Origin of the sequence: Paraurantiacibacter namhicola (assembly GCF_001687545.1) — a bacterium.
Taxonomy (GTDB): domain Bacteria; phylum Pseudomonadota; class Alphaproteobacteria; order Sphingomonadales; family Sphingomonadaceae; genus Paraurantiacibacter; species Paraurantiacibacter namhicola.
The window spans coordinates 204,624-228,603 of record NZ_CP016545.1 but is presented as its reverse complement, the minus strand read 5'-3'; the positions used below and the strand labels follow the sequence as shown (position 1 = coordinate 228,603).

20 protein-coding genes are annotated in these 23,980 nt (G+C 64.8%); 6 read left to right on the top strand and 14 right to left on the bottom strand.

Annotation, left to right across the window (positions count from 1 at the left end; all coding sequences use genetic code 11):
• Both lnt and metK read left to right on the top strand, forming a co-directional pair.
• Entirely contained in the window at positions 1 to 1,626 is a 1,626-nt protein-coding gene (gene lnt, locus A6F65_RS01070; protein WP_083989134.1) for an apolipoprotein N-acyltransferase, read from the top strand.
• Positions 1,627 to 1,688: 62 nt separating this feature from the next.
• Positions 1,689 to 2,900, top strand: coding sequence for a methionine adenosyltransferase (metK, locus tag A6F65_RS01065; RefSeq protein WP_067784847.1), 1,212 nt, complete (start codon positions 1,689 to 1,691; stop codon positions 2,898 to 2,900).
• Positions 2,901 to 2,973: 73 nt separating this feature from the next.
• Here metK and A6F65_RS01060 read toward each other — a convergent pair whose 3' ends face one another.
• The 3 genes from A6F65_RS01060 to A6F65_RS01050 are packed head-to-tail and all read right to left on the bottom strand — an operon-like array spanning position 2,974 to position 4,474.
• Entirely contained in the window at positions 2,974 to 3,354 is a 381-nt protein-coding gene (locus A6F65_RS01060; RefSeq protein WP_067784844.1) for a hypothetical protein, read from the bottom strand.
• Between the two features lie 25 nt (positions 3,355 to 3,379).
• Entirely contained in the window at positions 3,380 to 3,901 is a 522-nt protein-coding gene (locus A6F65_RS01055; RefSeq protein WP_157093007.1) for a hypothetical protein, read from the bottom strand.
• 36 nt (positions 3,902 to 3,937) lie between these two features.
• Positions 3,938 to 4,474 carry a GbsR/MarR family transcriptional regulator gene (locus tag A6F65_RS01050; RefSeq protein WP_067789658.1) on the bottom strand — a complete coding sequence of 179 codons (537 nt, stop codon included), beginning with the start codon at positions 4,472 to 4,474 and terminating at the stop codon, positions 3,938 to 3,940.
• Positions 4,475 to 4,713: 239 nt separating this feature from the next.
• Here A6F65_RS01050 and A6F65_RS01045 point away from each other — a divergent pair, with 239 nt between their 5' ends.
• Together A6F65_RS01045 and A6F65_RS01040 are read left to right on the top strand one after the other, a co-directional pair.
• On the top strand, positions 4,714 to 6,636 hold the full coding sequence (locus A6F65_RS01045) for an alpha/beta hydrolase family protein (RefSeq protein WP_067784839.1): 1,923 nt from the start codon (positions 4,714 to 4,716) through the stop codon (positions 6,634 to 6,636).
• Positions 6,637 to 6,695: 59 nt separating this feature from the next.
• Entirely contained in the window at positions 6,696 to 7,727 is a 1,032-nt protein-coding gene (locus A6F65_RS01040) for a hypothetical protein (RefSeq protein ID WP_157093006.1), read from the top strand.
• 24 nt (positions 7,728 to 7,751) lie between these two features.
• Here the strand turns inward: A6F65_RS01040 and A6F65_RS01035 are convergent, their stop codons facing one another.
• The 4 genes from A6F65_RS01035 to A6F65_RS01020 are packed head-to-tail and all read right to left on the bottom strand — an operon-like array spanning position 7,752 to position 11,361.
• Positions 7,752 to 9,011: a spinster family MFS transporter gene (locus A6F65_RS01035; RefSeq protein ID WP_067784835.1), complete on the bottom strand. Its 1,260-nt coding sequence runs from the start codon at positions 9,009 to 9,011 to the stop codon at positions 7,752 to 7,754.
• Positions 9,012 to 9,045: 34 nt separating this feature from the next.
• A complete protein-coding gene (locus A6F65_RS01030) occupies positions 9,046 to 9,681 on the bottom strand; it encodes a CoA transferase subunit B (RefSeq protein ID WP_067789656.1) in 636 nt (211 codons plus the stop codon).
• A 34-nt stretch (positions 9,682 to 9,715) separates the two neighbouring features.
• Positions 9,716 to 10,639, bottom strand: a complete 924-nt coding sequence (locus A6F65_RS01025; RefSeq protein WP_083989133.1) for a 5'-nucleotidase, lipoprotein e(P4) family — start codon at positions 10,637 to 10,639, stop codon at positions 9,716 to 9,718.
• A complete protein-coding gene (locus A6F65_RS01020; RefSeq protein ID WP_067784829.1) occupies positions 10,639 to 11,361 on the bottom strand; it encodes a CoA transferase subunit A in 723 nt (240 codons plus the stop codon). Before A6F65_RS01020 ends, A6F65_RS01025 begins: the two co-directional genes overlap by 1 nt.
• Before the next feature lie 491 nt (positions 11,362 to 11,852).
• Here A6F65_RS01020 and A6F65_RS01015 point away from each other — a divergent pair, with 491 nt between their 5' ends.
• Complete coding sequence (locus tag A6F65_RS01015) at positions 11,853 to 14,180, top strand: CDC48 family AAA ATPase (RefSeq protein WP_067784826.1); 2,328 nt, start codon at positions 11,853 to 11,855, stop codon at positions 14,178 to 14,180.
• A gap of 9 nt (positions 14,181 to 14,189) precedes the next feature.
• Here A6F65_RS01015 and A6F65_RS01010 read toward each other — a convergent pair whose 3' ends face one another.
• From A6F65_RS01010 to polA, 3 genes are all read right to left on the bottom strand, one after another.
• Positions 14,190 to 15,275 (bottom strand): mechanosensitive ion channel family protein, encoded by a 1,086-nt coding sequence (locus tag A6F65_RS01010; RefSeq protein WP_067784823.1) that lies wholly within the window; start codon positions 15,273 to 15,275, stop codon positions 14,190 to 14,192.
• A gap of 64 nt (positions 15,276 to 15,339) precedes the next feature.
• A complete protein-coding gene (locus A6F65_RS01005; RefSeq protein WP_067784821.1) occupies positions 15,340 to 16,605 on the bottom strand; it encodes a sensor histidine kinase in 1,266 nt (421 codons plus the stop codon).
• A complete protein-coding gene (polA, locus tag A6F65_RS01000; RefSeq protein ID WP_067784819.1) occupies positions 16,605 to 19,514 on the bottom strand; it encodes a DNA polymerase I in 2,910 nt (969 codons plus the stop codon). The genes A6F65_RS01005 and polA overlap by 1 nt, the downstream gene beginning before the upstream one ends.
• Before the next feature lie 217 nt (positions 19,515 to 19,731).
• Between polA and A6F65_RS00995 the strand changes: the two genes are divergently transcribed.
• Positions 19,732 to 19,980, top strand: a complete 249-nt coding sequence (locus tag A6F65_RS00995) for a hypothetical protein (RefSeq protein WP_067784817.1) — start codon at positions 19,732 to 19,734, stop codon at positions 19,978 to 19,980.
• A 138-nt stretch (positions 19,981 to 20,118) separates the two neighbouring features.
• Here A6F65_RS00995 and A6F65_RS00990 read toward each other — a convergent pair whose 3' ends face one another.
• The 4 genes from A6F65_RS00990 to groES all read right to left on the bottom strand — a co-directional run bounded on the left by A6F65_RS00990 (position 20,119) and on the right by groES (position 23,901).
• Positions 20,119 to 21,159: a serine hydrolase gene (locus A6F65_RS00990; RefSeq protein WP_335645330.1), complete on the bottom strand. Its 1,041-nt coding sequence runs from the start codon at positions 21,157 to 21,159 to the stop codon at positions 20,119 to 20,121.
• Positions 21,160 to 21,306: 147 nt separating this feature from the next.
• The gene (locus A6F65_RS00985; RefSeq protein ID WP_067789648.1) at positions 21,307 to 21,714 is read right to left on the bottom strand and encodes a baeRF12 domain-containing protein; all 408 of its coding nucleotides are present in this window, start codon (positions 21,712 to 21,714) and stop codon (positions 21,307 to 21,309) included.
• Between the two features lie 194 nt (positions 21,715 to 21,908).
• Positions 21,909 to 23,561 carry a chaperonin GroEL gene (groL, locus tag A6F65_RS00980; RefSeq protein WP_067784814.1) on the bottom strand — a complete coding sequence of 551 codons (1,653 nt, stop codon included), beginning with the start codon at positions 23,559 to 23,561 and terminating at the stop codon, positions 21,909 to 21,911.
• Between the two features lie 52 nt (positions 23,562 to 23,613).
• Positions 23,614 to 23,901, bottom strand: coding sequence for a co-chaperone GroES (gene groES, locus A6F65_RS00975; protein ID WP_067784811.1), 288 nt, complete (start codon positions 23,899 to 23,901; stop codon positions 23,614 to 23,616).
• Between the last annotated feature and the right edge of the window lie 79 nt (positions 23,902 to 23,980).

Here is a 23,980-nt window from a genome sequence, read left to right as displayed (position 1 = left end):
ATGACGGCTGCACACCTGTCCGGCCAGGCTGGCCAATCCGCAATGCCGGCGAAGGGGGCAAATCGCCTCCTGTCTGTTCTGTCCGCACGTCCGGCACTCGCCAGCCTTGTCCTGGGCCTCGTATCCGCGACCGGATTCCAGCCCCTGGGCCTGTGGCCGCTGGCCCTGCTGGCGACCGGGCTCTTCGCCCTGCTGCTGCAAGCGGTCGGCGGCGGGTGGAAGCGCGGGGCGTGGCTCGGCTGGCTTTTCGGCCTGACGCATTTCACCTTTGGCAACAGCTGGATCGCGACGGCCTTCACCTTCCAGTCCAACATGCCCGAGGCGCTGGGCTGGCTCGCCGTGCCGCTGCTGTCGGTCTACCTCGCCGTCTATCCTGCGCTGGCTGCCGCGCTCGCAATGCGGCTGTCCGGTCCGCATCGCGGGATGATCCCGCTGGTGTTCTTCGCCGCGGCGTGGATCGTCACGGAATGGCTGCGCAGCTGGGTCTTCACCGGCTTTGCCTGGAACCCGCTCGGCATGATGCTGCTCGGTCCGTTCGACCGGCCGGGACTTGCTGCGCTGACGCCATGGCTGGGCACTTACGCCTTGTCCGGGCTTACCATACTGGCAGGCGGAGGCACCGTCCTGGCACTGGCGGAGAAGCGCTTTGCGACTGCAGGCCTGTCCGCCGCGCTGCTGGCTGCCGGCATGTACTGGCCCGCCGCCGCGCCGCGCGAAGGCACGCTGCCTGTCACGCTGGTCCAGCCCAACCTGACACCCACGCAGATTTCCGACCCGGCAAGCTACGAGACGAATTTCCTTGGCCTCGCCGCCGCCTCGCTGCCGCTGGATCGGGGCGAAACGCGGCTGGTGCTGTGGCCCGAATCCGCGCTCGCCGACTATCTCGAATACGGATACCCGCAGCGCTATTACGACCGGACGACTGCGCTGGGCAGCCCGCGCTTTGCCCGCCAGCGGGTCGCCCGGACACTGGGTGGTGGCAGCCTGCTGCTGACCGGGAACATCACGCTCGATTTCGAGGGTGGGAAGCTGGCCGGCGTCGGCAATTCGGTCATCGCGCTGGACGATGAGAGCGAGATCCGCGGCATCTACGACAAGGCGCACCTCGTGCCCTATGGCGAATACCTGCCGCTGCGCTCGCTGCTGGAGCCGATCGGCCTGTCGCGGCTGGTGCCGGGCAGCGTGGACTTCCGGCCGGGCCCCGGCCCGCGCACGCTGGAGCTGGGCACCTATGGCAATGCCGGCATCCAGATCTGTTACGAGATCATCTTTTCCGGCCAGGTCGTCGATCGCGGCAACCGGCCCGATTACATCTTCAATCCGTCGACAGATGGCTGGTTCGGCTATTTCGGTCCGCCGCAGCACCTGGCGCAGGCCAGGATGCGCGCGATCGAGGAGGGGCTGCCCGTCCTGCGCGCCACCACCACCGGTATCAGCGCAGTGATCGATGCGCGCGGCGTTGTGCGCGAGCATGCGCCCATGAATGTCGCCCGCCGCATCGATACGCGCCTGCCGCCCGCCCATGCCCCCACGCTGTTTGCGCGTGCCGGGAATGTCCTGCCGCTTGGCTGGGCGCTATTTTTGCTACTCGCCGGGCTTGTTGCCTTGCGACGCAACGCCCGTTAGGACGCCGCGACCCATTTTTCCGCCCGATATACCGGCTCGATACCCGCAAGGATTCTCGATACATGCGCGCTGATTACCTGTTCACGTCCGAAAGCGTTTCCGAAGGCCACCCGGACAAGGTTTCCGACCAGATTTCGGATGCCATCGTCGATTACATGCTGGCTCGCGATCCGGAAGCACGGGTTGCCTGCGAAACGCTCACCACCACGCAGCGCGTCGTGCTGGCTGGCGAAATCCGCTGCAAGGGCGTGTACGAGAACGGCGACTGGGTGGATGGCTGCCTGGACGAGATCGAGCAGCTGGTGCGCGGCGTGGTGAAGGACATCGGCTATGCGCAGGATGGCTTCCATCACGATACGCTGACTTTCGAGAACCATCTCCACGGCCAGAGCGCGCACATCGCGCAGGGTGTCGATTCGAGCGGCAACAAGGACGAAGGCGCGGGCGACCAGGGCATCATGTTCGGTTTCGCCTGCGACGAGACGCCCGACCTGATGCCCGCCACGCTGGATTACAGCCACAAGATCCTGCACCGCCTGGCGGAAGACCGGAAGAGCGGCGCCGCCCCCTTCCTGGAGCCGGACAGCAAGAGCCAGGTCACGCTGCGCTACGAAAACGGCAAGCCTGTCGCCTGCACGGCGCTGGTCGTCTCCACCCAGCACGCGCCGGGCTATGACCAGGGCGAAAAGGAAGCCGAACTGCATGCTTACGTGAAGCGCGTTGTGGGCGAAATCCTGCCAGAAGGCTTCATTTCCGATGAGACGGAATGGCACATCAACCCCACCGGCACGTTCGAAATCGGCGGTCCGGATGGTGACGCGGGCCTGACGGGCCGCAAGATCATCGTCGACACATATGGCGGCGCATCGCCCCATGGCGGCGGCGCGTTCAGCGGCAAGGACCCGACCAAGGTCGATCGCAGTGCGGCCTACATCACGCGGTACTTGGCCAAGAACATCGTGGCTGCGGGCCTTGCCTCGCGCTGCACGATCCAGCTTGCTTACGCCATCGGCGTGTCCAAGCCGCTGTCGCTTTATGTCGACACGCATGACACGGGCACGGCAGGCGATGCCGAGCTGGAAGCGGCGATCAAGTCCATCGGCAAGCTGGGCGGCCTCACCCCGCGCGGCATCCGCGAGCACCTCGGCCTCAACAAGCCGATCTATCGCCAGAGCGCGGCTTACGGCCACTTCGGCCGCACGGCGGAAGGCGACGCCTTCCCTTGGGAGCGGACCGACCTGGTGGAGGACCTGAAGGCCGCGCTGAACGGCTGACGGCGTCTGACATTCCAAACACACGAAGGGCGGACCCGGCGGGCCCGCCCTTCTTGCAAGTGGCTGGCATGAATCAGTCGGCGGGTTGGTAGCCGAGCTGGTCCTCGCGCAGCCAGCGGCCGACCTTGCGGCCGAACTTCGCGATGGCGTTCATGTTGAAGAAGTGCATGGCGCCCAGCACCACCACGACCAGCCCGACCTTGCCCGACAGGAAGCGGATGGCCCCTGCCATGTCCTGCGGAGCTGCGCCGAAGCGCAAGGTCAGCAGGATCCAGCCCAGGTTGATGAGGTAGAACCCGACCACCAGCAGGTGGTTGGTCGAATGCGCCAGCTGGTCATCATGCCCGAAGCATTCCTTCAGGAAGACGATGCCGTTCTTCGACAGGGTCCGCGCGACCCAGACGGTCAGGGCCACGCTGATGGCGAGGTAAGCGATGTAGCTGGTAACGAGCATCGTATGTCTCCTTCTTCTCTTCGCTTCAGTGGATGAGGTCGTGGATGGGGTTGGAGCGGCGACGGCTATTGTCATCCTCGGAGCGGTTTACGAACCGCGCGCGCCAGCGGCCCCAACTCATCCCGGTGACGGCGCCCGCGGCGAGTCCGGGTAGGGCAAACAGCAGCAGGCCCTGCGAGTTCAACCCGCTGACGGATGTAATGAATGCGGGCACAAGAAAGCCGAAAAAGGCCCCGGCAGCAGCGTATCGTTTTGGGCATTCCCCTTCCGACTCGCTCAACATCATCGTCAGCGGCAGGCCGATCACAACGAAGCCGATGGCCGTGAGTATCCAAGCCACGCCAAGCGGTGCCAGTACGAGTCCGAAACTATTGGCGAAGTCGAAATAAGGGCTCTCCGCAATATCGATCAGCATCCAGACGCTTATCCAGCCGCTACCGGCCAGAGCGCCCAGGCTGATGCTGAACAGTGCCGCGCCCAGATGCTTCAATCGCAGACGTTCGGAAGTTTCTGTAATTTGCGAAAACGTTGAGCGTGAGGAAGTCATGAGCCTGATCCTTTCGGCCTGTGGCAATCGGGTGTGCTAGTTCGTGCCCGGCAGAAAACGGGCGACTTTGCCGCCCAGCTTCATCAGCGTGACCAGCGTGCTCTTCGGCAGGCGGCGGACATCGTCGTACCAGCTCGCCAGCGTGCCGAGGAAATCATGCATGCGCCCGATGCGCTGGCGGACATGGTCCGGCACGTCGCCGCGCTGCTCAAGCGCCTCGGCCAGCTCGCCCAGCATCTGGATCGTCGGGTCGATTTCGCGCTTCTTGCGCTCCGCACTGATCTTCATCAGCATGTCCCAAAGGTCCGTATCGGCGGTGAAGTGATCACGCCGGTCGCCCTCCACATGGACACGGCGGACGATTGCATAGGACTGCAATTCCTTCAGGCCATTCGACACATTCGACCTGGCCAAGCCCAGCGCCTCGCAGATTTCCTCCGCGTGGAGCGGCCGCTCCGAGAGGTAAAGCAGCGCATGGATCTGCGCGACCGAGCGATTGACACCCCATTCGGTGCCCATCTCACCCCAATGCAGGATGAAGGCGCGAACCTCGGGAATGTCCATCAAGCGAATCATCGAATACCTCTGATTTCTGTAATTTCAGAAATAGCAGGCGACATTGGGATTGCAAGCCTCGAAGTGGTGCCGGGCGACTTTCGCGCGCAGCCGCTCCCGCCGATCCGTCAGAATACTTCCTTTTTGCGGCGTCATGCCGGGATTGCTTGAAACCGGGGCCAGCGCGTGATTTAATCCGCCATATCAAGGGCCAGTCGGGGAATCGGGCGGGCCGGGGGTTAATTTCGGGGTCTGACATGAGAGTTTACGCACGTTTTCTCGCACCGCTCGCGCTGCTCGGCGCTGGCGTCGTCGCCACGCCTGCCGCGGCAGAGCGGCCGGTTACGGATTTTACTTCGCAGGAAGTAATCGACTGGGCGAAGATCTCGCCCGATGGCACCAAGATGGTCGCCGATATGGAAATCGAGGGCGAACGCCGCCTGACGATCTTCCCGCTCAACGGGCAGGGCGAATCCCTGCCGCTCCAAATGGGCGAAGGCGAAGTCCACTATGTGGAATGGGTCGGCAACGACTGGATCGTCTTGATGGTCGGGCGCGATGGATATTGGCGCAATTACGAGACGTATATCACCCGTCTGGTCGCACTTAAGGTGGACGGCTCCGAACAGCATGAACTCAGTCCGCCAAAGGGAATGACGCCTGAGGGTTATCATCCCTATGGCGGCACCGTGCGCTGGGTCGCAAAGGATGGATCGCCAAACATTTTGGTCGAGTTCACGCCGAATCCCTTCGACACGACGCCGGAGGGTCGTTTCCCCCGCGTTGCAAAGGTCGATATCGCCAAGGACAAGTGGACTTTCGTGACACCGGCGATGGAAGGCGTACGCAATTGGTATGCTGATACCACCGGCGCGGTTCGCGTGGGCGCAGGCCGCGAGAAGGGCGGCGTGTCCCGGCTTGTGTACCGCGAGGATGGTGAAAGCGGCCTGTTCAAGGAAGTGAACTCGGTTGGCCGCGTTGAGCAGCTGCCCGTCCCGCGCCTGTTCCTGCGCGACGACAAGGCGCTCGTTGTCAGCCGCCACGAAGGATACTCCGCTGTCTACGAGATGGACCTGACCACGATGCAGACCGGCGCCAAGGTTTTCGGTGCTCCGGGCTACGATGTGTCCGGCATCCTGACCGATCCGGTCAATCCCAATGGCCTGCGCGGCATCACTTACGAGGACAGCCGCAGCCGCGTGCAGTGGTTCGATCCGCGCTTCAACGCGGCGCAGGACGTGATCGATGCCACATTTGGCCCGGGCAATGCCCGCATCGCCAGCTCCTCCTATGATGCGAACCAGCACATCATCAAGGTCAACCGGGGCGAAAGCCCGGGCTATTATTTCTACGACGTGGCGGCCAAGCGGATCGCCCCGATTGCCAAGCCGACAAGCGACCAGCGCTGGGCCCCGACCCGTGCGGTGAAGTACAAGGCGCGCGACGGACTGGAGATCGAGGCATTCCTCACCCTGCCGCGCGACAAGGAGGCGAAGAACCTCCCTGTCCTGATCATGCCGCACGGCGGCCCCCGCGTGCGCGATTACGAGGGTTGGGACCTTTGGGCGCAGTTCTTTGCCGATCGCGGTTACCTGGTCATCCAGCCCAATTATCGCGGCTCCACCGGCTACGGCTTCGAGTTCGAGCGTGCCGGCGTGGGCGAATGGGGCCTGAAGATGCAGGACGATCTCGACGATGCGCTGGCATGGGCTGTCTCCGAAGGACTGGCCGATGGTAGCCGTGCCTGCATGATCGGCGGTTCCTATGGCGGTTACGCCGCCATGCGCGCCGCACAGCGCAACCCGGACCTTTACCGCTGTGCCATCAGCTTTGCGGGCGCATCCGACCTGCAGGACATGATGACGACCGACCAGGGCGACTTTGTCGATGTCACCGACATCACCGAATACTGGAAGGAGCAGACGAAAGACCTGAAGGCCGTCTCGCCGGTGAATTATCCCGAGCAGTTCGGCACGCCGATCCTGCTGGTCCATGGCAAGGAAGACAAGCGCGTGCCCGTTCGCCACAGCCGCCGCATGGCGGAGGCGCTGCGCAAGGCGGGCAAGCCTTATGTCTACATCGAGCAGGAAGAGAACGACCACCACTTCACGCGGGACGAGGACATGCACCAGTTCCTGTTGGAAGCGGAAAAATTCCTCGACCAGCACAACCCGGCGTGATCGGCAGCGGCTCGCCTAGGCGGCTCGCTGCAATCCTGTCTGCCTGCCTTGCCGCAATCATGCTGCAGGCAGGCAGTCCGGCGCTTGCCGCCGAACCCCTGGAGCTGCCAGAGGGAGAGGCGTGGACGCATCCGCACAGCGGCATCACCGTGCCTTTCGAGCTTGGCGGGTATGAGCGGTCGGGCGGACACGCCTACGCCTCGGACTTCCTCGATGTCGGCATGGCCTTCGACAGGCCCAGTCGCGGCGAGATGGTGTCGGTCTATATCTATCGGATAACCAATGGCGGCGTGCCCGTGTGGTTCGCCCAGTCGCGCGGTGCGATCGAAGGGCGCGACATCTACAACAGGTTGGAGCTCGCGAATGGACCGGTGGCCTTTGCCCCCCCGGGCTATGCCGAGCGGTCGGGCCTCATGGCCGTGTGGGCCGGGGACAATGGCTCGATCACTTCGACCGGCCTGGCGCTGTTTGCGGCGGGCGACTGGTATGTGAAGATCCGCGTCAGTTCCAGCAGGCGCTCCGCCGCCAGCACCGCGATCTGGATGGCGGAGGTGGCGAAATCGCTGGTCATTCCGGAAGCCCTGCGCAGTGGCGCGCAAGCAGCCCCGGTCACGGACTGCGAGCTGCCGCTGGCTTTCACGGGCACGTCACGCGACGTCCCGCATGACAATGCCAGGAACGCGATGATCGGAATGCTGCTGTCCGCGATGGGCGATGCGCAACCTTCGCAGCCGGCAACGCCGGTCCGTTGGTGCCGTGAGGAGCAGATTGCCCCGATGCAGGTCATTTACCGCCCGGTTGGCACTGACGACAGGTACCTGCTGGCGCTGGGCGATAACGGCCGCGCGGTCTGGGTTGGACAGCTTCCGGCGGTGAAGGACCTGATGGGCAGTCTCGCGCCGGCTGGCGAGGCTTTGCCGTACGATGTGATCTACCACCAGGCGGACAAGAGCACGGCTTTTCGTCCGCAGGACCGGATGCCCACGCCCGAAAGGCTGGTTGGCGTAGTGGACCGGGGCACGCCTGTCGCCGAGGTCGCGACCTGGGGTGATGAGCGGCATGTGAAGGTCTTCACTACCGGCGAGGACTGATAGCAGTCGCCTTCTTGGCGGCGTTTAGAGCCGCCCCTCCAGATCCTTCGGCAGGTGGCGCGCGGCGAGGCCGTAATGCAGCGCCGACCAGATGCAGAGCATGGCGGCAATCGCCAGCGCATAGGCCAGCCCGCGTCCGGGATCGTACACCAGCGCCAGCCTGTCGCTCAGCATGCCGACAAGGAATGGGCCGAGCGCGCCCGCGAAACTGTAGATGCCATTGAGCAGGGCGGAGGCGGTGGCGCGCATGCGCGGGTGCATCAGGTTCTGGATCGCGGCGTAAGTGATGCCCAGGAAGCCGAGGTTGAAGAAGGAGGCCAGCGCCACGAACGCCAGCAGCATCTCCAGGCTGTCACGCGTCAGGCCGAAGGCCAGCAGCGGCCCGCCAATCGCCAGGAAGATGCCGGGGATCAGCGCATAGGCGGCGGGCGAGCGGGGGCCGATCCGGTCGCCCAGCCAGCCGCAGAACACCACCGAGAACAGCGCCGGTATGCTGGCGATCAGCCCGGCGTAGATCGCCGCCTCGCCAATCGGCAGGCCGAAGCGGCGCATCAGCATGGACGTGAAGAAGTAATTGAGCGCAAAGGCGAACATCGCCGCCAGCGCCCCGCCGATGACCAGTTGGCGGGCGCTGCGCACGCGCCAGAACCGCACGAGCACGTCGCGGAAGCTGGGCAGGTCGTCTGCCGATTCCGTGTCATGCCGCCCGCGCGTGGGTTCGGCCACGAACAGCCAGACGGCGGCGGCTATCAGGATGCCGGGGATCGCGGCGACGATGAAGGTCGCACGCCAGCCCAGCTCCTGCGCCACCAGCCCTCCGCCCACGAAGCCGATCAGCGCGCCCAGCGGCGGGGAGAGCAGCAGGATGGATATGGCGAGCCCGCGCCTGCGGGCCGGAAAGTAATCGGACAGCACCGACTGGTTGCCCGCCAGCCCGATCGATTCCGCCAGCCCCACGCCCATGCGCGCGACCAGCAGCTGCACCCAGCTCGTCGCAATGCCGCAGATGCCGGTGGCGACGGACCAGGCGAAGGTGCCGAATGCGATCAGGTTCACCCGCACCACGCGCTCCGCGAACCGCGCCGCGATGATGCCGAAGATGACATTGAGCAGCGCAAAGGCCGCGCCCATCAGCGAAACCTGCGTGTCAGACAGGCCAAACTCGTCCTTGATCGGCTCTACCAGGACGTTGACGATGATCCGGTCGATGAAGCCGACCGTGGCCACGCACAGCAACAGGGCGAGCGCCAGCCATGGCGCATCCCGGCGTGTGCGGGGCGTCATCAGCTGGCCAGCCTGCCGCGCGGGCGGGCGATGCTCAACTTACGTAATGCGCTGTGGTCTTCTCGGCGATGTCCTCCGCCGTCACGCCCGGGGCCAGCTCGACCAGCTTGAACGGGCTGGAATGGTCCGGCCGGTGGAACACGGCGAGGTCGGTGATGATCATGTCCACCACGCCAGTGCCGGTCAGCGGCAGGGTGCATTCCGGGATGAACTTGGGATCGCCGTGCTTGCTGGTGTGCTCCATCACCACGATGATCTTCTTCACACCGGCGACCAGGTCCATGGCGCCGCCCATGCCCTTCACCATCTTGCCGGGGATCATCCAGTTGGCGATGTCACCGCCCTGGCTGACCTCCATCGCGCCCAGCACGGTCAGGTCGATATGGCCGCCGCGGATCATGGAAAAGCTGGTGGCGCTGTCGAAATAGGCGCTGTGCGGCAGCTCGCTGATGGTCTGCTTGCCGGCGTTGATGAGGTCGGCATCTTCCTCGCCCTCGTAAGGGAAGGGGCCGATGCCCAGCATGCCGTTCTCGCTCTGCAGCGTGACGAACATGTCCTCGGGGATGTGGTTGGCGACCAGCGTGGGGATGCCGATGCCCAGGTTGACGTAATAGCCATCCTCCAACTCGCGCGCGGCGCGGGCGGCCATTTCATCACGGGTCCAGCCCAAAGACGCCTTGGGTTTGGTTTCGGTGTCGCTCATGTCATTCGCCCTCGTCGGAAATGGGTTCTGCCGGTTCCCAGCGCACGTCGGGCGGGAACACGTCGTCCACGCTGCCGCGTATGCTGGCACCGTAGACGGGATTGGGAAGGAGGAACCAGCCATTGCCCCACAGGCCGGCCGTCTCCTCGCTGGCGGCGAGCGTGCGGCGCGCCTGCACGCTGCGATTGCGATCGTTATAGACGTCCGCGAAATCGCCGAGGTTGTCGCCGACCAGCGCGATGACGCAATAGTCCTGCGCAATCACCATGCGGCGGCCGTCCTTTTCGCTTCCCTTGGCGTCATCGCCCTTGAGCCACAGGTTCTCGCGGTGGATCGCCGGTCCGAAGCCGGCGCCGTCCAGCGCGGCGGCCGTGGCGGCCGCGTTCTTGGAGGCGCGATTGGTGTTGAAGATCACCGTCACGCCCGCCGCGCGGATCCGGCGGACCGCGTCCAGCGAACCGGGCACCGGCTCCACCAGCGCCGCGCCGGTCCGCTCCCACTCGTCCCAGACCGCTGAATCGTAGCCGACGCCTTCGCGCGCCTGCCAGTATTCGTAACCGCTGTTGAGCAGCAGCGTCTCGTCGACATCGAACACCACGGCGAGCGGCTTGGGCGTACCGTCATCCCGGGTGCAGGGCGTTTCGCCAATGCGGCCGTCCAGGCCCATGGCCACGGAGGAGGCAGGGCGCGAGCCGGCGCGTCGCTCAACGAAATCGCCCAGCGCATCGAAGGCCTGCAGGGATGCAACCGCCGCTTCGCCGCTGCCGTAGAGCCAGCGCATGGAATCGGGTGCATCGCGCTCGCCGCCAGGGCCCGCCTGCGCCTGCTCAATGGCTGGTTCCACCATCAGATCGGTGGAATTGTCGGTCACCGATACGCAGCCGCCCAGCAGCAGCGCGGCGCTTGCCAGCATCAGGGCGCGCATCAGGCGCTCTCCCGCTGGCGCGTGGTCGTGAATTCGATCTTCTTGTCGTAAGGCGCGCCCACCACCATGCGCTGCACGAAGACGCCGGGCAGGTGGATGCTGTCGGGATCAAGCGCGCCCACGGGGACGATTTCCTCCACCTCCACCACGCAGACCTTGCCGCAGGTGGCGGCCGGCTGGTTGAAATTGCGCGCGGTCTTGCGGAACATCAGATTGCCCGTTTCGTCCGCTTTCCATGCCTTCACGATGGCAAGATCGGCAAAGATGCCGCGCTCCAGGATGAAGTCTTCCATCTCGCCGTCGCGGTTTGCGAACTGCTTCACTTCCTTGCCCTCGGCCACCTGCGTGCCGACGCCGGTCTTGGTATAGAAGCCGGGGATGCCCGCACCGCCTGCGCGCATCCGCTCCGCCAGCGTGCCTTGCGGGCAGAACTCCACCTCCAGCTCGCCGGAAAGATATTGCCGCTCGAACTCCTTGTTCTCGCCGACATAGCTGCTGATCATCTTGCTCACCTGCTTGGTACGCAGCAGCTTGCCGATGCCTTCATTGTCGATCCCGGCATTGTTGCTGGCAAAGGTCAGGTCCTTCACGCCGCTGTCCTGGATCGCGACCAGCAGGCGTTCCGGTATGCCGCACAGGCCGAAGCCGCCAGATGCGATCATCATGCCGTCGCGCAGCAGGCCATCGAGAGCGGCGGCGGCGTCGGGGAAAATCTTCTGCATGTTTCGGGCCTCTTGGCGTGCAATTACTGGTTGCCGCCTGCTTACGCACGGCGGCGCGCGGCGCAAGGGGGGCTGCGCGATTTGGAGACGTGCGCCAATTTGCTGCAATGCAGCAAAATGGCGGGACTAGCTGGCCAAACGATATGAGGTAGCCGTGATGGCAAGGCACGCGACGCCAATAAAAATCCTCAATACAACTCTCTAGGGTCACTGTTGCGCCGGACGCAACAGCCTTTGCCTATTTCGCACTTGCGAGATAGACGCCTCACGCGCATATCGAGCGGGCCTTACAGGCATCCTCTCCCAAGACTTCCAAGGCCCGGCCGGTTCATCCGCCCGGGTCTTTTTTTGTCTTTCGTCCGGCCTTCGTATCAGTCCGTAAAACACAGCCTGCCCGGCACAATCGGCTGCCTCGTCCATTTGCATGGGGGCGGGGGCGTACCTAGCTATCGCCTCTACAGGATTACGGGACGCTGGGAGCGATTGCCGATATGGCCGATGCGGATGCTGCGAAGATAGAAGTGGAAGATGGCGCAGTGCGCCTGCAGGTGGCCGCCGCGCGGCAGGAGGAATCCGGTCGCGGCGTTGCCCGCCTCCCGCGCTCCGCCTTCCAGGCGCTGGGCATTACCGAAGGCGATCCGATCGAGGTGGAGGGCAAGCGCTCCACCGCCGCAATCGCCCTGCCGGCCTATGACGAGGACGAGGCGCTGGACGTGGTGCGGCTGGACGGCCTGCAGCGCGCCAATGCGGAAGCCAGCAGCGGCGAGCATGTGACCATCCGCCGCGCTGAAACGCGCGCCGCAACGCGCGTTGTGTTCGCGCCGGCGCAGAAACAGATGCGCCTGCAGGGCCCGACCGAGGCGCTGAAGCGCGTGTTCTTCGGCCGCCCGATCTCCGCCGGGGACCTCGTGGCCACCAGCGGCCAGCAGCCGGTGCAGAACGTGCCGCCCGAAGTCAGCCGCATGTTCAACCGCCCGGCCTACGCCCTCACGCAGATCCGCCTGCGCGTCGTGTCCAGCAGCCCCAAGGGCATCGTCCATATCGACGAAGGCACGGAAGTGGAGCTGCGCTCCGAATTCGAGGAGCCGCGCGATAGCCGCGGCATCATCAATTACGATGATGTTGGCGGCATGGAAGACACCATTAAGCAGCTGCGCGAGATGGTGGAGCTGCCGCTGCGCTATCCCGAGCTTTTCACGCGTCTTGGCGTCGATCCGCCCAAGGGCGTGCTGCTGCACGGTCCGCCCGGGACCGGCAAGACCCGCCTGGCACAGGCCGTGGCGACCGAAAGCGATGCCGAGTTTTTCACCATCAACGGCCCGGAAATCATGGGGTCTGCCTATGGCGAGAGCGAGAAGCGGCTGCGCGAGGTTTTCGAGGAAGCCGAACGTGCCAGCCCCTCCATCGTCTTCATCGACGAGGTCGATTCCATCGCGCCCAAGCGGCAGAACGTGCAGGGCGAGGCAGAGAAACGGCTGGTCGCCCAGCTGCTGACGCTGATGGACGGGCTGCAGGCCCGCGCGAATGTGGTGGTGATCGCCGCCACCAACCGCCCCGATGCAGTGGACGAGGCGCTGCGCCGCCCAGGCCGCTTCGACCGCGAAATCGTGATCGGCGTACCGGATGAAAGCGGACGCCGCGAAATCCTGTCGATCCACACGCGCGGCATGCCGCTGGGCGAAGGCGTGGACCTGAAGGAACTGGCCCGCTCCACCCACGGCTTCGTGGGCGCGGACCTTGCCGCACTGGCGCGCGAGGCTGCCATCGAGGCAGTGCGGCGCATCATGCCCCGGCTCGACCTCGATGCCCGCGAGATCCCGGCAGAAGTGCTGGAAGACCTTTGCGTAGAGAAGGAAGACTTCCGCGAGGCTTTGAAGCGCGTGCAGCCCTCCGCCATGCGCGAAGTCATGGTCCAGGCCCCCACCGTGGGCTGGGACGATCTTGGCGGGCTGGACGAAGCGATCGACAAGCTGCGCGAAGGCGTGGAACTGCCGCTGCGCAACCCGCAGGCGTTCGAGCGCATGGGCATCCGCCCGGCCAAGGGTTTCCTGCTTTATGGCCCTCCCGGCACCGGCAAGACGCTGCTGGCCAAGGCCGTGGCCAAGGAAGCGGAAGCGAATTTCATCTCGATGAAAAGCTCCGACCTGCTTTCCAAATGGTATGGCGAGAGCGAGCAGCAGATCAGCCGCATGTTCGCCCGCGCCCGCGCCGTAGCGCCGTGCGTGGTCTTCATCGACGAGATCGACAGCCTGGTGCCCGCACGCGGAAGCGGGGCAGGCGAGCCGCAGGTTACGGCCCGCGTGGTCAACACCATCCTGGCCGAAATGGACGGGATGGAGGACCTGCAGAGCATCGTCGTGATCGGCGCAACCAATCGCCCGACGCTGGTGGACCCGGCGCTGCTGCGCCCGGGCCGGTTCGACGAGCTGGTCTATGTCGGCGCGCCCGACCGGAAGGGCCGTGAGCACATCCTGAAGATCCACACCTCCGCCATGCCGCTGGCGAAGGACGTGGACCTTGCACAGGTGGCGGAGAAGACCGAGCGCTTCACCGGGGCGGACCTGGAGGACGTGGTGCGCCGCGCAGGCCTGGTCGCCATCCGCCGCGACGGCGAGAATGTCAGCGAGGTTTCGGCACAGGATTTCGCCGAAGCGCTGGAGGATTCACGCGCCACCGTCACCGCCAAGATGGAAGCGGAATACAAGAAGATGAAGGGTGAGCTGAAGAAGCGCGCGATGGAAGTGACCCCCATCGGCTTCATCCATGACGGCATGGTGGAATCGACCCGCAGCAAGAAGCACGGCGATGTCACGGACTAGCGCGCCGGCCTATTCCTTCGTGTCGTAAGCCCGGGCGTTGGCCGCTTCCACTTCCAGGCGGTGGCGGATCAGGGCGTCCGGCATTTCGGCGCGCAGCCAGTCCAGCATGTGCTCGCGGATCACGCAGCGCAGCTCGAACAGGTCGGAAATCGTCGCCGCGCTGACGGCAAGGCGCAGCTCGATGGTTTCGGGATGCGCTTCGGTCATCAGCACGCCGGCGGTGCGTCCGTCCCATTGCTTCTGCTTGGCCACGAAACGCAGGAACTCCTCGCGGATCGGGCCGACATCGGTTGCCGGGTCCAGGTGCAGGTAGACCGGGCCGGTCAGCTTTTCGCTCTTGCGGCTCCAGTTCTCGAAGCTGGTGTCCAGGAACTGGCTGGTGGGCACGACCACGGCCCGCTCGTCCCAGGTGCGCACGATGACATAGCTCATGCGGATTTCCTCCACACGGCCGGTGTGGCCGTCCACCACCACGAGGTCCCCCAGCCGCAGCGGTTCGGTGATGGCCATCTGTAGCCCGGCGATCAGGGACTTGAGCGCCGGCTGCGCCGCGGCGCCCACGGCGAGGGCTGCGAGACCGGCGGAGGCGAGCAGCGTGGTGCCGATATCGCGCACGGCGGGGATGCCCAGCAGCATCAGCCCCACTGTGATGAAGATGATGACGAAGGTGGCCGTGCGCGAGAAGATCAGCAGGCGCGTGCGGCGGCTCCGCATGGCCACGGGATCCTGGCTCGCCTCCATCCGCAGCTCCAGCGCCGCTGTCAGCGCGCGCACGAGCGTGTAGGCGATCCAGCCGAGCAGTGCGGGGCGCACGAAGCGGGCCACAGGCTCCCAGATGGCCGCGAGGTTTGCGTCGGCCTGCGCAACCAGCGTTATGCCGATGGCGATGAAGGACCATTTCACGGGTGAGCGCACCCGGTCGAGGATCAGATCGTCCGTTTCCACCTCGGACAATCGGGTCAGCCGCTCCGCAACCGCAAAGATGATGCGATACAGCACCAGCGCGGCGACAACGGCGAGCAGCAGGGCCAGCGCCGTGATGCCCACTTCGGACCAGTCGATGGACCAGCGGTCGGGATTGAGGCGCTCAAGCATGGGTCACGCGATTATGGGGGGCTGCATGGACATGCAAGCCCGATGCGGCTGCGAGCATGCCCGTTCAGCCCCCTTCCAGCGGGATGGCAATCAGGACGCGCAGCCCCTGCGGCGTGAACTTGCGCGTGATCTCGCCGCCCATCTGGCGCGCGGAGCCTTCGATCAGCTGGCTGCCAAAACCGCGGCTGGCAGGTTCCTCGCCCGCCTGCTCGCAATATTCGTCCCAGTGCAGGCGCAGCGTACCGTCGTAATTGTCCCAGTGCACGTCAAGCAGACCGTCCTGCTGCCAGCAGCCATATTTCACCGCGTTCGTGACCAGCTCGTGCAGGACCAGGCCCAGCGGCGTGACCTTTTCTGCCGGCAGCATCACATCGTGCCCGGTCACCTGCGTGGTGCGAATGTCGGACCGGTAGGGCGCAAGCGTAGTTTCGACGAGGTCGCGCACGGATGCGACGGCGTGGCCGCCTGCCCCCTGCGTCACGTCATGCGCGGTCAGGAGCGCGCGGATACGTTCGGTAATCGCGCCGACGGTCTCCTTCGCCTCGGGCTTACCCTTGCCGGACATCTGGACGATGGCCAGCACCACGGCGAACAGGTTTTTCACTCGGTGGTTCAGTTCCTTTGCCAGCAGGTCCGCTCGGTCGCGCGCGACTTCCAGCTCGGCGGCGTGGCTTGCCTCCGCTTCCGCCTCGGCCGTGCGGCGCACCAGGCGGAAGGTGAAATAGACCGACAGCAGCACCAGCAGCACCAGTGCGGCGAGCAGGGGCAGGACCCGCGCCTCCACCGCATCGGTGCGCTGCGCGGCGGCAATCAGCAGGCCTTCCTCGTTCCGCTCCAGCGCATCCAGCTTCTCGCGCAGTGTGCCCATCAGCGCCTCTTCACCGTCGGCGAAGACCAGCGAGCGGGACACGTCCAGCGTGCCGGTTGAGACATCCTGCACCTGCCGGTCCATCTCCCCGAAGATGTCGGACACGCCAGCGGCCAGCTCAGTCACCAGCACGCCCTGTTCCGGTGTCATGTCGCGGCCCAGCGCATCGCGCAGCCTGGCGATGGCGGGCATCACGTCCGCGCGACCCTCGCGGTAACTGTCGAGATAATCGGAATCGAGCGAGAGAAGGTATCCGCGCTGCCCGCTCTCAGCCTCCACCAGCCCGCGCCGCACGGCCTGCACTTCGCCCAGCACCTTCGTGGTGGCCAGCACCTGCGTGCGCTCGTCCCGCTCCGCCTCGATCGTGTTCCACACCAGCGCGACCATGGCGAGCAGGGCCATGGCCGTCAGGCCCAGGAGGATGGGCAGAGCCCAGCGGTGCGGTGGCGGGCGATAAGCCATCAGTGCGCGGCATCCCAGCTGGCGCCGTGGCCGATCTCGATCCCCAGCGGCACGTCGAGCTGCACGGCGGGCAGGGCGGCTTCGGCCATCACCCGCTCGATCACCGGGCTGGCGGCAGCGACATCGCCTTCCGGCAATTCGAAGACGAGTTCATCGTGCACCTGCAGCAGCATGCGCACACCTTTTCCGTCTCTTGGGCCAAGGCCTGCATCCTCCAGCGCGGGCATCATGCGCGCCATGGCCCGCTTGATGATATCGGCGCTGGTCCCCTGGATGGGCGCGTTGATGGCGGCCCGTTCGCTGCCTGCCCGCTCGTTCGGGTTCTTGCTGGTGATGCGCGGAAACCATGTCTTCCGGCCGAACAGCGTCTCTGAATATCCCTTCTCGCGCACCCGCTCCAGCGTGTGGACGATGTATTTCTGGATGCCGGGGAAGCGTTCGAAATAGCGGTCGATCATGGCCTGAGCCTCGTCCGGTTCCACATCCAGCCGCCCGGCCAGGCCCCAGCGCGAGATGCCGTAGAGGATGGCGAAGTTGATCGTCTTGGCCGCCGCGCGCGTGTCGCGGTCCACTTCGCCATACATCTCGCGCGCCGTGCGAGAGTGGATGTCCTCGCCCGCCGCGAAGGCCTCTTTCAATGCGTCCACATCGGCCATGTGCGCGGCCAGGCGCAATTCGATCTGCGAATAGTCGGCGGCCAGCAGCACATTGCCGTCCTCGGGCACGAAAGCCTCGCGGATCTGGCGGCCGATGGCCGTGCGGATGGGGATGTTCTGCAGGTTGGGATCGGTGCTGGACAGGCGCCCGGTCTGCGCGCCGGTCAGGCTGTAACTGGTATGCACGCGGCCGGTGTCGGGATTGATCGCGGCCTGCAGCGCATCGGTATAAGTGTTCTTCAGCTTGGCCAGCTGGCGATATTCCAGCACCTTGCTGGCAATGGCCGCGCCTTCGCCATCCAGCTTCTCCAGCACGGCCTGGTCGGTGGAATACTGCCCGCTCTTGCCCTTGCGCCCGCCTTTGTAACCCAGCTTGTCGAACAGGATTTCGCCCAGCTGCTTGGGGCTGCCGATGGTGAATTCCTGGCCCGCTTCGGCGAAGATTTCCTTTTCCACCCGCGCCATCTCGGTTGCGAATTCCTCGCTCAGGCGGGACAGCTGCGCGCGGTCCACCTTGATGCCGTGCCGCTCCATCTGCGCGACGACGGGGATCAGCGGCCGGTCGACCCGCTCATAGACCCGCACCGCGCCTTCCAGCGGCAGGCGGGGCTTGAGATGGTGGTAGAGCCGCCAGGTGACCTCGGCATCTTCGGCGGCATATTCGGTCGCCTTGTCCAGCGGGACTTCGCCAAAGGGTATGGCCTTCTTACCCGTGCCGCACACCTCCTTGAACGCCATGGGCGTGTGGCCAAGATGCCGCTCGGAGAGTTCGTCCATGCCGTGCCCGCCGCCAATGCCTTCCAGCTGGCGGCCGGCATCCATGTCGAAGCTCATGATCATGGTGTCGTCGATCGGGCCGACGGCGATGCCGTGGCGGGCCAGCACGTTCAGATCGTACTTGCCGTTATGGAACACCTTGATCACCGCATCGCTTTCCAGCAGCGGTTTCAGCAGGGCGATGGCCTTTTCCAGCGGCACCTGCTTTGGCTTCTCGGCAAACATGTCGCTGCCGCCGCCGCCTTCGTTCAGATGGCCGAGCGGTATGTAACAGGCATCGCCCGCGCCAAGTGCCAGGCTGACACCCACCAGGTCCGCGCGGATCGCATCCAGCTCGCTCGTCTCCGTATCGACGGCCACGATCCGCGTCGCCATGGCGCGCGCGATCCATTCTTCCAGCGCTGCCTCGTCCTGGACGCAAGCATAGGCGCTGCGGTCGATGGCGGGCCATTCGGGCAGCGGCTGGCGGTTGCCTTCGGGCGCTGCATCCGCGCCCTTCGTGTCGCGCGCCACATTGTCGAGATTGGTCTTGCGGCCCGGGCTGCCGCTGCCGGCCTCCAGCCGCTTGGAAAGCGAGTGAAAGCCGTGCGCCTCCAGGAACTCCGCAAGCGGGCCGGGCGGGATGCCGTCCAGCCTCATGTCATCGAGTGCGATGGGCAGCGGGCAATCCTCGCGCAGGGTCACCAGCACGCGGGACAGCTCAGCGCTCTCGCGCCCTTCCAGCAGGCGTTCCTTCAGCTTGGATTTCTTCATGTCCGGCGCAGCGTCCAGCGCGGCGGCCAGGCTGCCGTTCTCGGAAATCAGCTTGGACGCGGTCTTGGGGCCAACGCCGTAAATGCCGGGGATATTGTCCACGCTATCGCCCATCAGCGCCAGCACATCGCCCAGCTGCTCCGGGCGCACGCCGAACTTCTCCTCGACCTCGGGGATGAAGATGCGCGCATCCTTCATGGTGTCGAGCATGTCGATGCGGCCCTTGCCGCCGGGACCTTCCAGCTCGCCCACCAGCTGCATCAGATCCTTGTCGGAGGAGACGATGGTGACGTCCCAGCCTTCCGCCTGTGCGGCGCGGGCATAGCTGGCGATCATGTCGTCCGCCTCCACGTCCGGCTCCTCCACCAGCGGCAGGCTGAAGGCGCGCGTGGCATCGCGGATCAGCGGGAATTGCGGCACCAGGTCTTCGGGCGGGTCGGGCCGGTGCGCCTTGTATTCGGGGTAGATGTCGTTGCGGAAGGAATGGCTCGATTTGTCGAGGATGACCGCGAGGTGAGTCGGGCCGTCAGCCTTGTCCAGGTCCTCGGCCAGCTTCCACAGCATGGTGGTGTAGCCATAAACGGCGCCCACGGGCGTGCCTTCGGGGTTCGTCAGCGGGGGCAGGCGGTGATAGGCGCGGAAGATATAGGCCGACCCGTCGACCAGGTAGAGGTGGTTCTTCGGGGAATCGGTGGCCGACTCAGCGGATGTATTTTCGCTCATGGCGGCAGGTGGTAGCAGCCGCGCTGGCCCCGGTCAGCGGGTTTCCCACAGGCATTTGCGGCAGAATTCCGCCAATTAGGGCGATTTCGCCACATTTGCCTTGCACTGCCACATTGCCGCCTTTATTTAGGCATCGAGTTCGACCCCCGAGGGGGAGAATTCGGCGGGCTCCCATCTGGGAACTGCCAGACTAACGCATTTCTAGGGGATTAAACCTATGCGCAAGATCATCATCGCCGCCGCAGCCACCGCTGCTCTGTCGCTCGCCGCTTGCTCGGAAAACACCGAAACGGCTGCTGAAGAAGCTACCGATTCCGCAATGGCCGACGCTGAAGCCAACATGGAAGCCGCTGGCGATTCCGTCGAAGAAGCTGGTGCCGAAGCTGGCGCCGCCATGGAAGAAGCTGCGGTTGAAACCGAAGCTGCCGTGGAAGGCGAAAGCGAAGCCGAAGCTGCTGCTGAATAAGCTGCGCTTTATCGCTTAAAGAATTGGGGCGTGGCCTTCGCGGGCCGCGCCCTTTTTCTATGCGCGGCTGACACGCGCAGGATGGCCAGACCTGCGGCGAATGCCCGGCCTTGGCCCGTCAGGAATAGATTTGAAGGATCAGGGTGCGGAGCGGTGCGGGGCGCTGGTCCAGCCGCGATTGTCGCGCTGGGCATAGGCCATATTATCCAGCACGCCGCGCGCGATGGTGGCGATGCGCGCCTCGCGCTGGCGCTTGCTGCCCTGCCCGGTGACATAGATCGCCACCACGATGGTGCGCCCGTCAGGCATGGTCAGGAAGCCAATATCGCTGGACGTGTTGTTGAGCGAGCCGGTCTTGTGGCCCACGGTCACGTAATCCGGCATCTGCGCCGGGATGCGGCGCTTGCCCGTGATGCAGCGTTCCATGGCCGACAGGATGACATTGCGGCTGGAGGCGCTGAGCCAGTGGCCGTTGTAGATCCCGGCCAGCAGGTAACCCATGGTGCGCGGGCTGGCGCTGTCGCGCACGTCCACATGCATCGCCGGGTCGAACTCGCCATCGTCGCGCACCAGCGTGGCGATGTCGCGGGTCAGGGTAAATTCCGTCATGCCCACGCTGCGCGCCCAGTCATTCACCGCCTGCGGTCCGCCCACGGCTGCCAGTAGCGCATCGGTTGCGGGATTGGACGAGCGCGTGATCATCAGGTCGATCAGCTCGTACGCCGACATATACTTGCCCGCCTTCACCGGCGCGCGGGCGCTGGAGAACGCCTTGGAGCGCAGCGGCCAGAGCAGCGGCCATTCGGTCTGCAGCGTCCAGCGGCCCTGGTCCACGCCTGCCAGATACGTCGCGGCAATCGCGATCTTGCTGGTGGAGGCCATGGGGAAGCGCTGGTCGCCCAGAACGGACACTTCCATGCCGGTGGACAGGTCCAGCGCATAGACGCCGATGCGCCCGTTCGAGCCATCGGCCAAAGCGGCGATATTGCGTTCGACAGGCGTATCGTACTGCGGCGAGTAATCGCGCGGGGCGCGCATTTCCGTCCCGAAGGCGCGGTCGAAGCTGCGCTCGAAATCCGGGTTCGATTCGTTGGCGCTGGCAGGCGCAATTGCGCCCAGCGATGCGGAGAGGAAAAGGGCTGCCCCGGCAGCGAAACGTCGCAGGATACCTGTCATCATGTTTTGCAAGCTATCGAATTGATGGTTTGCAAAGGCTTAACGAGAGACGAGGCGTGCACAATTACCGCCGCGACGAAACGATGTGTCGCGGCGGCAGAATGAATCCAATGTGCGATTTTGCGGCTGTTTCAGGCCGCGGGCCGCGGATCAGGCGGCAACGATGGCCTTTTCGATCTGTTCGGTCGGCTCGTTCGTAAGGGTCTTGGCCAGTTCACCGGCAAGGCGGCTTTCCAGCTCCTTGTGGTAATGGCGGCGCATCTCACCCAGCGTCTTGGGATCGGCAATCACGACCAGGTCCGAGAATTCGCCTGCGATCGCCTGCTGGTTCAACCACTCGGCCGCTGCCGTTGCGTGAGCCAGCTCGTTCAGGTCCGTTTCGCCCTTGCGCTGGCTCACCGGGTCCTGGTGCTTCACGCCGGCGCTGAAATTGGTCGCTTCCAGTTTCGGCTCTGCCACCTTTTCCAGCTTCGGTTCGAAGATCTGGCCGGTGTTGCGCATCACAACGAACCGCTCCCCGTCGACGAGGGCGATGTGCGCGTTGTGGGGGCATTTCATGATCGGATTCTCCTGTTGGATGTTCTCCCTTTCCAACGCGCATCCCGGCCTGCGGGTCCAAGAAAAAGGGCCCGGCGGATCGCTCCGCCGGGCCCATCTTTTCCTGCGGTGATCCCCTGCAGAGGCAGGGGTCTCGTGCTTGATGGCACAAGGTTCCTGCCTGCGCAGGAGCTCACTGCTTGGGAGCGAGTGGCTTAGAAGCCCATGCCGCCGCCCATGCCGCCCATGCCGCCCATGTCGGGCATGCCGCCACCGGCAGGCTTGTCTTCCGGGATTTCCGAAATGGCCGCTTCGGTGGTGATCAGCAGGCCTGCAACCGAGGCTGCGTCCTGCAGGGCAGCGCGCACGACCTTGGTCGGGTCGATTACGCCGGCCGCCACGAGGTTCTCGTAGGTGTCGGTTGCAGCGTTGAAGCCCATCGTGTCGTCATTGCCGTCGATCAGCTTGCCGGCGACAACCGCGCCGTCATGGCCGGCGTTCTCGGCGATCTGGCGGATCGGTGCCTGCAGGGCGCGGCGAACGATGTCGACGCCGCGCGTCTGGTCGTCATTGGCGCCTTCCAGGCCGTCGAGCGAACGCGTGGCGTACAGCAGGGCCGTACCGCCGCCCGGGACGATGCCTTCTTCAACGGCAGCGCGGGTTGCGTGGAGCGCATCATCGACGCGGTCCTTGCGTTCCTTCACTTCCACTTCGGATGCACCGCCGACCTTGATGACGGCAACGCCGCCAGCCAGCTTGGCCAGGCGTTCCTGCAGCTTTTCCTTGTCGTAATCGGACGAGGTCGTCTCGATCTGCGCACGGATCTGCTCGACGCGGGCCTTGATGTCGCCTTCGTCGCCGGCACCGTCCACGATGGTCGTGTTGTCCTTGTCGATGGTGACGCGCTTGGCTTCGCCCAGCATGCCCAGCGTGACGTTCTCAAGCTTGATGCCGAGGTCTTCGGAAATCATCTCGCCCTTGGTCAGGATGGAGATGTCCTGCAGCATAGCCTTGCGGCGATCGCCGAAGCCCGGAGCCTTGACGGCTGCAACCTTCAGGCCGCCGCGCAGCTTGTTGACCACCAGGGTGGCCAGCGCTTCGCCTTCGATGTCTTCCGCGATGATCAGCAGCGGACGGCCGCTCTGCACGGCTGCTTCCAGCACGGGCAGCATGGCCTGCAGGTTCGTCAGCTTCTTCTCGTGGATCAGGATGTACGGGTTATCGAGTTCGACCGTCATCTTCTCCGGATTGGTCACGAAGTAAGGCGACAGGTAACCGCGGTCGAACTGCATGCCTTCCACGACGTCCAGTTCGAAGTCGAGACCCTTGGCCTCTTCCACGGTGATCACGCCTTCCTTGCCGACCTTGTCCATGGCTTCGGCGATCTTCTCGCCGACTTCACGGTCGCCATTGGCGGAAATGATGCCGACCTGGGCGATTTCCTCGGAGCCGGAGACGTCCTTGGAACGGCCCTGAAGGTCTTCAACGACCTTGGTGACAGCGAGGTCGATGCCGCGCTTCAGGTCCATCGGGTTCATGCCGGCGGCAACCGACTTCATGCCTTCCTTGACGATCGACTGGCCCAGCACCGTGGCGGTGGTGGTGCCGTCACCGGCGATGTCGTTCGTGCGCGAGGCCACTTCGCGCAGCATCTGCGCGCCCATGTTCTCGTACTTGTCCTTGAGCTCGATTTCCTTGGCGACGGAAACGCCGTCCTTGGTGATGCGCGGTGCGCCGAAGCTCTTGTCGATCACGACGTTGCGGCCCTTGGGGCCCAGCGTGACCTTGACGGCGTTGGCGAGCGTGTCGACGCCCTTCATGATGCGTTCGCGTGCGTCGCGACCGAATTTCACGTCCTTGGCAGACATTGGATGTTCTCCTGGAATTCGTTGTTTGTTGAAAGCGGGAAAAGGGTGGGGCTCAGCCCATCACGCCCATGATGTCGCTTTCCTTCATGATCAGCAGGTCTTCGCCGTCCACCTTCACTTCGGTGCCGGACCACTTGCCGAAAAGGATGCGATCGCCTTCCTTAACGTCCAGCGGGGTGACCTTGCCGTCTTCGGCCTTGGAGCCATTGCCCACAGCGACGACTTCGCCTTCGCTGGGCTTTTCCTTGGCGCTGTCGGGGATGATGATGCCGCCTGCGGTCTTCTCTTCCGCTTCAATACGGCGGACCAGAACGCGGTCGTGCAACGGACGAAATGCCATGATATGACCTCTTCCATTCTCAAAGAATTGATGTGTCTTGGCACTCCCCTCATGAGAGTGCCAGCGGCGCGCATTTGGG

Excerpts from the sequence above, each read along its gene's own strand:
- A6F65_RS00985 (WP_067789648.1), bottom strand. The coding sequence starts at position 21,714 with ATGAAATGCCCCCACAACGCGCACATCGCCCTCGTCGACGGGGAGCGG.
- lnt (WP_083989134.1), top strand. The coding sequence starts at position 1 with ATGACGGCTGCACACCTGTCCGGCCAGGCTGGCCAATCCGCAATGCCG.
- groES (WP_067784811.1), bottom strand. The coding sequence starts at position 23,901 with ATGGCATTTCGTCCGTTGCACGACCGCGTTCTGGTCCGCCGTATTGAA.
- A6F65_RS01045 (WP_067784839.1), top strand. The coding sequence starts at position 4,714 with ATGAGAGTTTACGCACGTTTTCTCGCACCGCTCGCGCTGCTCGGCGCT.
- A6F65_RS01055 (WP_157093007.1), bottom strand. The coding sequence starts at position 3,901 with ATGACTTCCTCACGCTCAACGTTTTCGCAAATTACAGAAACTTCCGAA.
- metK (WP_067784847.1), top strand. The coding sequence starts at position 1,689 with ATGCGCGCTGATTACCTGTTCACGTCCGAAAGCGTTTCCGAAGGCCAC.
- groL (WP_067784814.1), bottom strand. The coding sequence starts at position 23,561 with ATGTCTGCCAAGGACGTGAAATTCGGTCGCGACGCACGCGAACGCATC.
- A6F65_RS01040 (WP_157093006.1), top strand. The coding sequence starts at position 6,696 with ATGCTGCAGGCAGGCAGTCCGGCGCTTGCCGCCGAACCCCTGGAGCTG.
- polA (WP_067784819.1), bottom strand. The coding sequence starts at position 19,514 with ATGAGCGAAAATACATCCGCTGAGTCGGCCACCGATTCCCCGAAGAAC.
- A6F65_RS01025 (WP_083989133.1), bottom strand. The coding sequence starts at position 10,639 with ATGCGCGCCCTGATGCTGGCAAGCGCCGCGCTGCTGCTGGGCGGCTGC.
- A6F65_RS01060 (WP_067784844.1), bottom strand. The coding sequence starts at position 3,354 with ATGCTCGTTACCAGCTACATCGCTTACCTCGCCATCAGCGTGGCCCTG.
- A6F65_RS01015 (WP_067784826.1), top strand. The coding sequence starts at position 11,853 with ATGGCCGATGCGGATGCTGCGAAGATAGAAGTGGAAGATGGCGCAGTG.
- A6F65_RS00990 (WP_335645330.1), bottom strand. The coding sequence starts at position 21,159 with ATGATGACAGGTATCCTGCGACGTTTCGCTGCCGGGGCAGCCCTTTTC.
- A6F65_RS00995 (WP_067784817.1), top strand. The coding sequence starts at position 19,732 with ATGCGCAAGATCATCATCGCCGCCGCAGCCACCGCTGCTCTGTCGCTC.
- A6F65_RS01020 (WP_067784829.1), bottom strand. The coding sequence starts at position 11,361 with ATGCAGAAGATTTTCCCCGACGCCGCCGCCGCTCTCGATGGCCTGCTG.
- A6F65_RS01010 (WP_067784823.1), bottom strand. The coding sequence starts at position 15,275 with ATGCTTGAGCGCCTCAATCCCGACCGCTGGTCCATCGACTGGTCCGAA.
- A6F65_RS01005 (WP_067784821.1), bottom strand. The coding sequence starts at position 16,605 with ATGGCTTATCGCCCGCCACCGCACCGCTGGGCTCTGCCCATCCTCCTG.
- A6F65_RS01035 (WP_067784835.1), bottom strand. The coding sequence starts at position 9,011 with ATGACGCCCCGCACACGCCGGGATGCGCCATGGCTGGCGCTCGCCCTG.